We start from the raw sequence: 11,190 nt of genomic DNA, 5'->3' as shown, positions 1-11,190 counted from the left end.
CCTGCGCCGCCACGGGCGGGCGCCCTTGTGTCGCCTCTGTAAAGAAGCGTGAAGGCGGGCCGGCCGGCGCACCCGCGCATGGCGAATGTGCGACAGTTGCACATTTCGTTGCGACAATGCGCGCGCCCTTGTGCCGAGCCCACCCTTGCATCCATGAACCACGCGCCACGCCGCCACCCCGCCCGCTCCGATTTCCGCTCTCCCACGCCCTCACGCCGCCTGACCAAGGCGCCCGCGCTGTGCCTTGCGCTGGCGCTCGGGCTGGCGCTGTCGGGCTGTCAGGAGAACAAGGCGGCGTCCGGCCCGGCGGCGACGGGGCCGGCGCAAGTCGGCGTGGTCACGCTGCGGGCCGAGTCGCACACCTTCACCACCGAACTGCCGGGGCGCACCAGCGCCTTTCTGGTGGCCGAGGTGCGCCCGCAGGTGGGCGGCATCGTGCAAAAGCGCCTGTTCACCGAAGGCGCGCAGGTCAAGGCCGGGCAGCCGCTCTATCAGATCGACCCGGCCACCTTCGAGGTGGCCGTGGCCACGGCGCGGGCGCAGCTGTCCAAGGCCCAGGCCAATGAACGCGCCGCGCAGGTGAACGCCGCGCGCACGGCCGAGCTGATCAAGGCCCGCGCCATCAGCCAGCAGCAGTACGACGACAGCCAGACGCAGCTGGCGCAATCCGGGGCCGACCTGGCCGCAGCCCGCGCGGCGCTGCGCGCGGCCGAGCTGAACCTGGGCTACACGCAGATCAAGGCGCCGATAGCCGGGCGCACCAGCGCCTCCAGCGTCACGCCGGGCGCGCTGCTCACCGCCAACCAGGCGCAGCTGCTGACCACCATCACGCAGAGCGACCCGCTGTACGTGGACATCACCCAGTCCACCACCGAGCTGCTGCGCCTCAAGCGCCAGCTGGCCGAGGGGCAGCTCACGCAGGACGAAAAGGGCGCGGCGCGCATCACCCTGGTGCTGGACGACGGCAGCACCTATGCGCACGAGGGCACGCTGCAGTTCAGCGGCGTGCAGGTCAACCCCGCCAGCGGCGCGATCACGCTGCGCGCCACCGTGCCCAACCCCGAAGGCCTCTTGATGCCCGGCATGTACGTGCGCGCGCGGCTGCAGCAAGGCGTGAGCGAGCACGCGCTGCTCGCGCCCCAGCAGGCGGTCACGCGCGACCCGACGGGGGCGGCGCGCGTGCTGGTGGTCAAGGAGGACGACACGCTGGAGAGCCGGCGCATCGTCACCGGCAATGCGGTGGACAATCGCTGGGAGGTGCTCTCGGGCCTGGCGCCCGGCGAGCGCATCCTGGTCGATGGCTCGCAGCGCGTGAAGGCGGGCGACAAGGTCAGGCCGATCGCGCTGCAGCAGCATGCCGACGCGCCCCCCGCGGCCGACGGACAGCGCTGAGCGGGCGCGGCACCATGGCGCAGTTCTTCATCAACCGCCCGGTCTTTGCCTGGGTGATCGCCATCATGATCATGCTGGCGGGGGCGTTCTCCATCGTCACGCTGCCGCTGGAGATGTACCCCGAGATCGCGCCGCCGCGCGTGACCATCAACACCACCTACACCGGCGCCTCGGCCGAGACGGTGGAAAACTCGGTCACCCAGATCATCGAGCAGCAGCTCAAGGGACTGGACAACCTGCTGTACATGAGCTCGACGAGCGATTCGGCCGGGCGCTCGCGCACCACGCTCACCTTCGCGCCCGGCGCCAACATCGACGTGGCGCAGGTGCAGGCGCAAAACAAGATGCAGGGCGCGATGAACCGCCTGCCCGAATCGGTCAAGAGCCGCGGGCTGTTCATCAACAAGGGCGGGCAGGATTTTCTCGTCACCTACGTCTTCACCTCGCCCGACCCCAAGGTTTCGCAGGTCACCATAGGCGACTACCTCAACAGCAACGTGGTGGACGTGATCGCGCGCATCGACGGCGTGGGCGACGTCTTCGTCTTCGGCACGCCCTACGCCATGCGCATCTGGATGGACCCGGCGAAGATGGAGAAGTACGCGCTGATGCCGTCGGACCTGGTGAACGCGCTCAACGCCCAGAACGCCCAGGTCTCGGCCGGTCAGCTCGGGGCGCTGCCCGCCGTCAAGGGGCAGATGCTCAACGCCACGATCACCGCGCGCACCAAGCTGCAAACGGTGGAGGAGTTCAAGGCCATCGTGCTCAAGGCGCTGCCCGACGGCTCGGTGGTGACCATGAACGACATCGGCCGCGTGGCGCTGGAGGCGGACAACCTGACGGTGCGCTCCGAGCTGGACGGCAAACCCGGCGCGGGCCTGGGCATCATCCTGGCCGACGGCGCCAACGCCACCAAGGTGGCCGACGACGTGGCGCACAAGATCGCCGAGCTCGCGCCCTATTTCCCGGACGGCATCACCGGCTTCGTCAGCTCGGACTCCACCCCCTTCGTGCGCGCCTCGATCGACGAGGTCATCAAGACGCTGGTGGAAGCCATGCTGCTGGTGACGTTGGTAATGTTCATCTTCCTGCAGAACTGGCGCGCCACCTTCATCCCCATGATCTCGGTGCCGGTGGTGCTGCTGGGCACGCTGGGCGTGCTCAACGCCATGGGCTATTCGATCAACATGCTGACCATGTTCGCGCTGGTACTGGCCATCGGCCTGCTGGTGGACGACGCCATCGTGGTGATCGAGAACGTCGAGCGCGTGATGACCGAGCAGGGCCTGGCGCCCAGGGAGGCCACGCGCCACTCCATGGCCGAGATCACCCCGGCGCTGATCGGCATCGGCCTGACGCTGGCGGCGGTGTTCATCCCCATGGCCTTCTTCCCCGGCTCGGTGGGCGTGATCTACCGGCAGTTCTCGGTCACCATCGTGGCGGCCATGGCGCTGTCGGTGTTCGTCGCGCTCACGCTCACGCCGGCGCTGTGCGCCAGCCTGCTCAAGCCCACGGCGCACAACCAGCCGGGGCGCGCTCCGCGGCGCGGGCCGCTGGGCTGGCTGGACCGGTTCTTCCAGTGGTTCAACCGCCACTTCGACTCCGCCGCCAACCGCTACCAGGGGACGGTGGCGCGCCTGCTCAGGCGCACGCTGCGCATGGCGGTGCTGTTTGCCGTGGTGCTGGTGGCCATGGCCTGGATGTTCCACCGCCTGCCCACCTCCTTCCTGCCCAATGAGGACCAGGGCTTCGTGCGCGTGAACGTGACCCTGCCCTCGGGCGCCACCGACGAGCGCCTGCAACAGGTGATGGAGCAGATCCGCCTGTACTTCAAGGACCAGCCCGAGATCTTCAGCACCAACGCGATCTACGGCTTCAACGGCAACCAGAGCTCGGGCAGCGTCTTCGTGCGCCTGACCAGCTGGGCCGAGCGCCCGCTGCCCAGTCAGTCGGCCGAGGCGATCGCGCGCAAGGCCAACCGCGATCTGCGCACGATCCGCGACGCACGCATCTTCGTGGCCATGCCGCCGGTGGTGCGCGGGCTCGGTTCGAGCGCCGGCATCAATTTCGTGCTCAAGGACCTCAACGGCCTGGGCCACGCGGCGCTGATGCAGGCCAGGGACGACATGATCGCCGCCGCGCGCGACGAGCCCGCACTGGCCAACATGCGCACCACCGGCTTTGACGACACCTCCGAACTCGAGGTGGTGGTGGACGACCGCAAGGCCGCGGCGCTCGGCCTGTCGATCGCCGACATCAACAGCGTGCTGGCCAGCAGCCTGGGCGGCAGCTACGTGAACGACTTCGTGCACCAGGGCCGGGTCAAGCGTGTCTACATCCAGGGCGAAGCCGCCGCGCGCATGCTGCCGCAGGACATCGCCAAATGGTCGGTGCGCAATCGCGAAGGCGAGATGGTGCGCTTTGCCAGCTTCTCCAGCACGCGCTGGAGCAGCGGCTCGCCCCAGCTCATGCGCTACAACGGCAGCCCGGCCCTGGAGATGGAGGCCAACACCGCCGAGGGCGCCAGCTCCGGCGACGCCATGGCCGCGGTGGAGCGCATCATGCAGACCCTGCCGCCGGGCATGGGCATCGAGTGGACCGGCGCCTCGCTGCAGGAGCGCCAGTCCGGCTCGCAGGCGCCGCTCCTGTATGCCGTCTCCATCCTCTTCGTCTTCCTGTGCCTGGCCGCGCTGTACGAAAGCTGGAGCGTGCCCGCCTCGGTCATGCTGGCGGTGCCGCTGGGCGTGATCGGCGCGCTGATCGCCACCTGGGGGCGCGGGCTGGCCAACGACGTGTACTTCCAGGTGGGGCTGCTCACCACCGTGGGGCTGGCGTCCAAGAACGCCATCCTGATCGTGGAGTTCGCCATGCAGCTGCAGGAGCGCGGCGAGAAGCTGATGGAGGCCACGGTGCAGGCGGTGCGCCTGCGCCTGCGGCCCATCCTCATGACCTCGCTGGCCTTCGGCTTCGGCGTGCTGCCGCTGGCCGTCGGTACCGGCGCGGGCGCCGCGGGGCGCAACGCCATAGGCACGGCGGTACTGGGCGGCATGGTGTTCGCCACCATCCTGGGCATCTTCTTCGTGCCGGTGTTCTTTCTCGTGGTGCGCAAGCTCTTCGTGCGCGGACACGGGCGCGAGGCCGATGCCGGCCCGGCCGACGCCGCCAGCGCGGTGTGATGCCAACTATTCATTTGGTAGCTGCCAGCGATTGCCTGGCAAGCGTTTCAGCCACTTTCCATTGAAATTCTGGCAACGGCGATGGCGACACCCCACTTTGATGCGGCCATCGTCGGCGCGGGCGCGGCCGGCCTGCTGTGCGCGGCGCTGGCCGGGCAGCGCGGGCGCAGGGTGCTGTTGATCGACCACGCGCCCAAGGTGGCGGAAAAAATCCGCATCTCCGGCGGCGGGCGCTGCAACTTCACCAACCGCGACATCGACCCGCGCGCGCCAGAGCGCCACTACGTGGGCCACAACCCGCGCTTTGCCCGCTCCGCCCTGTCGCGCTACACGCCGCAGGATTTCATCCGCCTGGTGCAGCGCCACGGCATCGGCTTTCATGAAAAGCACAAGGGCCAGCTCTTTTGCGATGAAGGTAGCGAGCGGATCATCACCATGCTGCTGGACGAATGCGCCGATGGGCGGGTGGAGCGCTGGCAACCCTGCGCCGTGGATTCGGTGGCGTTTTCCGGCCCAAACGTCCAGCCAGCAAGCGCCAGCAGCCATCAAGACCATGGCTATCTGCTGCAAACCACGCGCGGCGCGGTCACGGCCAGCCGGCTCGTCATCGCCACCGGGGGCCTCTCCATTCCCAAGATCGGCGCGAGCGACTTCGGCTATCGGCTGGCGCGCCAGTTCGGTCTGCCGCTCGTCGCCCAGCGCCCCGGCCTGGTGCCGCTGACTTTTCAGGGCGAAGACTGGGCGCCCTGGGCGCCGCTGGCCGGCGTGGCCCTGCCGGTGCGCGTGCAAGTGGCTGGCCCCGGTGGCAGCGCCAAGGGCCGCATGGCGTTTGACGAAGACCTGCTGTTCACCCACCGCGGGCTGTCCGGCCCCGCCATCCTGCAGATTTCCAGCTACTGGCACGGTGGCGAGCCTTTGATCATCCATCTGGCGCCCGGCGTGGACTTGCGGGCCGGGCTAGTTGCCGCCAAGCGACAGTCGAGGAAACACATCGCCAACATCCTCGCCCAGTGGCTGCCCACGCGCCTGGCCGATGCCTGGGCCAGCCGGCGCGCCGACTGGCAGCGCCCGGTGAACGAAGCCGGCGACAAGGCCCTGGGCCAGCTGGCCGAGCAGCTCGCGCGCTGGCAGATCACGCCCAGCGGCAGCGAAGGCTACAAGAAGGCCGAGGTCACGCTGGGCGGCGTGGACACGCGCGCGCTGTCGCAGCAGAGCATGGAGGCCACCGGCCAGAGCGGCCTGCATTTCATCGGCGAGGTGGTGGACGTCACCGGCTGGTTGGGCGGCTACAACTTCCAGTGGGCCTGGGCCAGCGCCGCAGCCTGCGCGCTGGCCTTGTAGCGGCGCCGGATAGCTATAATGGCGGGCTTCATGGCATCAGCCCCGTCGGCCATACTAGTTACACAGACGGGGAATCCGCCGCACACGGCCAACCGGGCCCGATCTTCCCGGCACACCCTCTGGTGGCAAACATCTTGGAAAAAACTGGCTGATGACGACCATCCGTGTAAAAGAAAACGAACCCTTTGACGTGGCCCTGCGCCGCTTCAAGCGCACCATCGAAAAGCTCGGCTTGCTGACCGAACTGCGCGCCCGCGAGTTCTACGAAAAGCCCACCGCCGAGCGCAAGCGCAAGAAAGCCGCCGCGGTCAAGCGCCACTACAAGCGCGTGCGCAGCATGCAGCTGCCCAAGAAGCTGTACTGAAGCAGCTTGCGCGGCCGGCCGCAGCCGGCAGCACACGCCATCCAACCCGCGCCCGGGACGCCTGGCGCGGGTTTTTTGATTTCCGGAGCGAAAAATGACCCTGAAGGAACAGATCACCGAAGACATGAAGGCCGCCATGCGCGCCCACGAGGCCGAGCGCCTGGGCACCATCCGCATGCTGCTGGCCGCCTGCAAGCAAAAGGAAGTGGACGAGCGCGTGGTGCTCGATGACGCGGCCGTCGTCGCCATCGTGGACAAGCTCATCAAGCAGCGCAAGGACAGCGTCAGCGCCTACGAGGGCGCGGGCCGCCAGGACCTGGCGGACAAGGAAAAGGCCGAGATCGTGGTGCTTGAAGCCTACCTGCCCGCGCGCCTGTCCGAAGCCGAGGTGAAGGCCACCGTCACCGCCCTGGTGGCCGAGCTGGGCGCCAGCAGCCCCGGCGACATGGGCAAGGTCATGGGCGCGGCCAAGAAGCAGCTGGCCGGCAAGGCGGACATGGGCATGGTCTCGGCCGCGGTCAAGGCTGCACTCAAGCAGTAAAGATAGCTGTCAGCGCCCGCCCCATCTGCGTTGGAGGCATATTTCATGTTGAAGAATCCGTTCCACATCGCCGTGCTTGCCGGTGACGGCATAGGCCGCGAAGTCATGCCCGAAGGCCTGCGCGCCGTGCGGGCCGCGGCCGAGCGCTTCGGCATCGCGCTTGAGTTCCATACCTTCGACTGGGCGCACTGCGACTACTACGCCGCGCACGGGCAGATGATGCCGGACGACTGGAAGCAGCAACTGACCGGCATGGACGCGATCTATTTCGGCGCCGTCGGCTGGCCCGCCACGGTGGCGGACCACGTCTCGCTCTGGGGCAGCCTGCTCAAGTTCCGCCGCGAGTTCGACCAGTACATCAACCTGCGCCCGGTGCGCCTGTTCGAGGGCGTGCCCTGCCCGCTCGCGGGCAAGCAGCCCGGCGACATCGACTACCTGGTGGTGCGCGAGAACACCGAGGGCGAATACACCGCGCTGGGCGGCGTGATGTTCGAAGGCACCGAGCGCGAGATCGTCATCCAGGAGTCGGTCCATTCGCGCCACGGCGCCGAGCGGCTGCTGAAATACGCCTTCGAGCTGGCGCGAAGCCGGCCCAGGAAGCATTTGTCGCTGGCCACCAAGAGCAACGGCATCGCCATCAGCATGCCCTGGTGGGACCGGCAGGCCGAGGCCATGGCGGCGCGTCATCCGGATGTGGCCTGGGACAAGCACCACATCGACATCCTCACGGCGCGCTTCGTGCTGCAGCCCGAGCGCTTCGACGTGGTGGCGGCGACCAACCTGTTCGGCGACATCCTCTCGGACCTGGGCCCGGCGACGACCGGCACCATAGGCTTGGCACCGTCTGCCAACCTCAACCCCGAACGGCGCTTTCCCAGCCTGTTCGAGCCGGTGCACGGCTCTGCGCCGGACATCTGCGGCCAGGGCATCGCCAACCCCATCGCCATGGTGTGGTCCGGCGCGCTGATGCTGGACTTCCTCACCCGCGGCCAAGGCGCGGGCCGCGCGGCGCACGACGCCATCCTCGCCGCCATCGAGACGGTATTGCGCGAAGGTCCGCGCACCGCCGACCTTGGCGGCGCGGCCAGCACCACTGAAATTGGCCAGGCGATCGCGCGGCGCATTGCCCAGGCCTGAGGCCAAACCGCCGCCTGCCGAGCCCGGCCCATGTAAGCAGGGTTACAAATCGTGGCTGCGGCGCAACACTGCGCGCGCGCCGCCAGCAAAGCCCCGCCGCCCTAGGGAAAACCATGAGTTCGGGCATCGAACCGCCCGTCTGTCAGAGCAAAGCACGGTGCTGCGTTTGGACACACCGGCCCGGCCCGGTGCGGTCATGATGAAGTCTCCCGTATCTTTGGAGAACTCGAATGTTGACAACACCGAACAAACATCCCACCCGATTGGCGCGCCATCTGGCACTGAGCATGGCCCTCGCGGGCGCTCTGGCGGCCATGGGTTGCTCCAGCCCTCCGACCAACGCCCAGGTGGGCACGGGGGTGGGCGCGGTCGTGGGCGGCGCCGCCGGCAACGTGATTTTTGGCGGCCCGGTGGGCACCATCGGTGGCGCGGCCGCCGGCGCCCTGATCGGCCACGAAGTGGGCAAGAACCAGCCGCGCCGTTAAGCGGCGTCCTCAGTTGCCGGCCACGGTCATGCGCTCGATCAGCACCGAGCCGACCGTCTTGGCGCCATAGGCGTAGGCGTCCGCCCCGACGGCCGCGATGCCGCGAAACATCTGCTTGAGGTTGCCGGCGATGGTGATCTCGTGCACGGGAAAGGCGATCTCGCCGCCCTCCACCCAGAATCCGCTCGCGCCCCGCGAGTAGTCCCCGGTCACCGGGTTCACCCCCTGCCCCATGAGCTCGATGACGAAGAGGCCGGTGCCCAGCTTGCGCAGCATCTGCGCCAGGTCGTCGTCGGCGCGCGTGCGCCGCGACCGCAGCGTGAGGTTGTGCGAGCCCCCGGCGTTGCCCGTGGTGCGCATGCCGAGCTTGCGCGCCGAATAGCTCGACAAGAAGTACCCCGCCACGCGGCCCGCCTCCACCACCTTGCGCGGAGCCACCTGCACTCCCTCGTCGTCAAAGGGTGAGCTGCCCTTGCCGCCGATGACGAAGGGGTCTTCGATGATGTCCACATGGGTCGCAAACACCTTCTTGCCCAGCGAGTCGGGCAAAAAGCTGGCGCGCCGATACAGCGCGCCACCACTGACCGCATGCACGAAACTGCCCAGCAACCCGGCGGCCAAGGGTGCCTCGAACAGCACCGGACATTCGGTGGTGCGCAGCTTGCGCGCGCCCAGGCGCGAGAGCGCGCGCTCGGCCGCGTAGCGGCCCACCGCCTCGGGCGTGGCCAGGCGCGCCGCATCACGCTCCGAGCTGTACCAGGCATCGCGCTGCATCTGGCCGCCACGCCCGGGCAGCGCGGCAATGGGCGCCACCGACAGGCTGTGGCGTGAACTGGCATAGCCTCCGCGAAAGCCGTGCGTGTGGGCGCTGAAGAAATGGCTCTGCTGCGCCGAAACGCCCGCGCCTTCGCTGTTGCTCACGCGCCTGTCGGTGTCCAGCGCCGCCTGCTCGCAGCGCAGCGCGATCTCGGCGGCCTGTTCGCTGCTTATCTGCCACGGGTGAAACAAGTCCAGGTCACGCTGGCTGGCCGGCGCCGCGACGTCGGCTTCGTCAGGCAGGCCGGCTACCGGGTCTTCGGCAGTGAAGCGCGCGATGTCGTAGGCCGCCTGCACCGTCTGGCGCAGTGCCTGCGGTGAAAAGTCCGAGGTGCTGGCATTGCCGCGCCGGCGCCCCAGATAGACCGTCACGCCCAGGGACTTGTCGCGGTTGCGCTCCACGCTCTCCAGTTGCCCGCGGCGCACGCCCACCGACAGGCCGCAGCCCTCCGAAGCCTCGGCGCCCGCATCGCTTGCGCCGAGCTTCTTGGCATGCGCGAGCGCCTGGTCGACCAGATCTTCGAAGGCGCCGCGGGTGTAGCTGAAGCCCGCTTCGGGCACGGAATCGGCGCGCTGACGCCCTGCTGCATGGGGTGTTTTCATGTCGGCGGCTATGATACTTTGCAGCCGCGCGCCAGCCCTCCCCCTACCGGAATTTCCTGCAGATCCATGCCACGCAAACCCACCAAAGGCTATTACGTCAAGGGGCAATTCATTGCCGAAGGCAGCGAGCTGGACGAACACTACAAGGCCGAGCTGCGCGGCACCACCGGCCAGAGCAAGACCGAGCGCAAGCGCGAAAGCACCGAGCTGCAGGCGCTGGGCGAAGCCTTGCTCAAGCTGGGCGCCCAGCGCCTGGCCAACCTGCAGCTGCCCGACAGGCTGCTGGAAGCGCTGGCCGAGGCGCGGCGCATCACCGCGTTTGAAGGGCGTCGGCGCCAGATGCAACTGGTGGGCAAGCTGATGCGCAAGCTCGACGAAGAGCTGCTCGCCAGCGTGCGCGCCGCGCTGGACGCCGACGGCTCGGCGCAGCGCCAGGACACCCTGGTGCTGCACCAGGCGGAACAATGGCGCGATCGCCTTCTGGCGGACGACGAAGCGCTGGCCGAATGGCTGCAGCAGCACCCGGACAGCGACATCCAGCACCTGCGCGCGCTGATACGCCAGGCGCGCAAGGACAACCCCGAGGAGAGTGCCACCGAGACCTCGCAGGGCCAGGCGCCGCGCAAGAGCCGTGCCCACCGCGAGCTGTTTCAGGGGCTGCGCGCACAGTTGCTGGCGCAGGCCGCGCCAGTCAGCGAAAGCGAGGAGGAAGCCAATGACTGAAGCCGCTGCCCTGCCCGCACCCGAGCCGGTGCGCATCGGCATCGTCTCCATCAGCGACCGCGCCAGCCGCGGCGCCTATGAAGACCGGGGCCTGCCGGCGCTCAGGGACTGGCTCACGCGCGCGCTGCTCAACCCCCTGGACTTCCAGGCCCGGCTGATTGCCGACGAGCAGGAGCAGATCAGCACCACCCTGACCGAGCTGGCCGACGCGGGCTGCTCCCTCATCCTGACCACCGGCGGCACCGGCCCCGCGCCGCGCGACGTGACGCCCGAGGCAACGCTGGCCGTGGCCGACAAGGTGATGCCCGGTTTCGGCGAGCAGATGCGCCGCATTGGCCAGCACTTCGTGCCCACCGCCATCCTCTCGCGTCAGGTCGCCGTGGTGCGCGGCAAGAGCCTGATCATCAACCTGCCGGGCCAGCCCAAGGCCATCGCTGAAACGCTGGAAGGCCTGAGGGCCGACGACGGCGGCACCCTGGTGCCCGGCATCTTTGCCGCCGTGCCCTATTGCATCGACCTGATCGGCGGGCCCTACCTGGAAACCGTGGACGCCGTGTGCAAGGCCTTTCGCCCCAGGAACGCCATCCGCCACACGCGCTGACGGCGGCAAGC

At 68.6% G+C, this 11,190-nt stretch carries 10 protein-coding genes; 9 read left to right on the top strand and 1 reads right to left on the bottom strand.

All coding sequences use genetic code 11. The annotated features are described in order from the left end of the window. Positions 1–153 precede the first annotated feature (153 nt). From FOZ74_RS13555 to FOZ74_RS13525, 7 genes are all read left to right on the top strand, one after another. The gene (locus FOZ74_RS13555) at positions 154–1,392 is read left to right on the top strand and encodes an efflux RND transporter periplasmic adaptor subunit (protein WP_146913547.1); all 1,239 of its coding nucleotides are present in this window, start codon (positions 154–156) and stop codon (positions 1,390–1,392) included. Positions 1,393–1,406: 14 nt separating this feature from the next. Next, positions 1,407–4,568, top strand: a complete 3,162-nt coding sequence (locus FOZ74_RS13550; RefSeq protein WP_146913546.1) for an efflux RND transporter permease subunit — start codon at positions 1,407–1,409, stop codon at positions 4,566–4,568. Positions 4,569–4,649: 81 nt separating this feature from the next. Beyond that, positions 4,650–5,909 (top strand): BaiN/RdsA family NAD(P)/FAD-dependent oxidoreductase, encoded by a 1,260-nt coding sequence (locus FOZ74_RS13545; protein WP_146913545.1) that lies wholly within the window; start codon positions 4,650–4,652, stop codon positions 5,907–5,909. Positions 5,910–6,060: 151 nt separating this feature from the next. After that, positions 6,061–6,273 carry a 30S ribosomal protein S21 gene (rpsU, locus tag FOZ74_RS13540; protein ID WP_012346814.1) on the top strand — a complete coding sequence of 71 codons (213 nt, stop codon included), beginning with the start codon at positions 6,061–6,063 and terminating at the stop codon, positions 6,271–6,273. A 94-nt stretch (positions 6,274–6,367) separates the two neighbouring features. Beyond that, on the top strand, positions 6,368–6,814 hold the full coding sequence (locus tag FOZ74_RS13535) for a GatB/YqeY domain-containing protein (protein WP_146913544.1): 447 nt from the start codon (positions 6,368–6,370) through the stop codon (positions 6,812–6,814). 45 nt (positions 6,815–6,859) lie between these two features. Then, positions 6,860–7,951: a tartrate dehydrogenase gene (locus FOZ74_RS13530; protein WP_186764599.1), complete on the top strand. Its 1,092-nt coding sequence runs from the start codon at positions 6,860–6,862 to the stop codon at positions 7,949–7,951. Between the two features lie 287 nt (positions 7,952–8,238). Then, on the top strand, positions 8,239–8,436 hold the full coding sequence (locus FOZ74_RS13525; RefSeq protein ID WP_255437629.1) for a YMGG-like glycine zipper-containing protein: 198 nt from the start codon (positions 8,239–8,241) through the stop codon (positions 8,434–8,436). A 9-nt stretch (positions 8,437–8,445) separates the two neighbouring features. Here FOZ74_RS13525 and pmbA read toward each other — a convergent pair whose 3' ends face one another. After that, positions 8,446–9,855: a metalloprotease PmbA gene (pmbA, locus tag FOZ74_RS13520; protein WP_146913542.1), complete on the bottom strand. Its 1,410-nt coding sequence runs from the start codon at positions 9,853–9,855 to the stop codon at positions 8,446–8,448. A gap of 66 nt (positions 9,856–9,921) precedes the next feature. On the opposite strand from pmbA, the gene yjgA reads away from it, so the two are divergent. Both yjgA and mog read left to right on the top strand, forming a co-directional pair. Then, positions 9,922–10,578 carry a ribosome biogenesis factor YjgA gene (gene yjgA, locus FOZ74_RS13515; protein WP_146913541.1) on the top strand — a complete coding sequence of 219 codons (657 nt, stop codon included), beginning with the start codon at positions 9,922–9,924 and terminating at the stop codon, positions 10,576–10,578. Further along, the gene (gene mog, locus FOZ74_RS13510; RefSeq protein ID WP_146913540.1) at positions 10,571–11,179 is read left to right on the top strand and encodes a molybdopterin adenylyltransferase; all 609 of its coding nucleotides are present in this window, start codon (positions 10,571–10,573) and stop codon (positions 11,177–11,179) included. The genes yjgA and mog overlap by 8 nt, the downstream gene beginning before the upstream one ends. Positions 11,180–11,190 lie beyond the last annotated feature (11 nt).

It is taken from the genome of Comamonas flocculans, assembly GCF_007954405.1.
GTDB classification, from domain to species: Bacteria; Pseudomonadota; Gammaproteobacteria; order Burkholderiales; family Burkholderiaceae_C; genus Comamonas_C; species Comamonas_C flocculans.
This window is presented reverse-complemented; position numbering and strand designations above follow the sequence as displayed.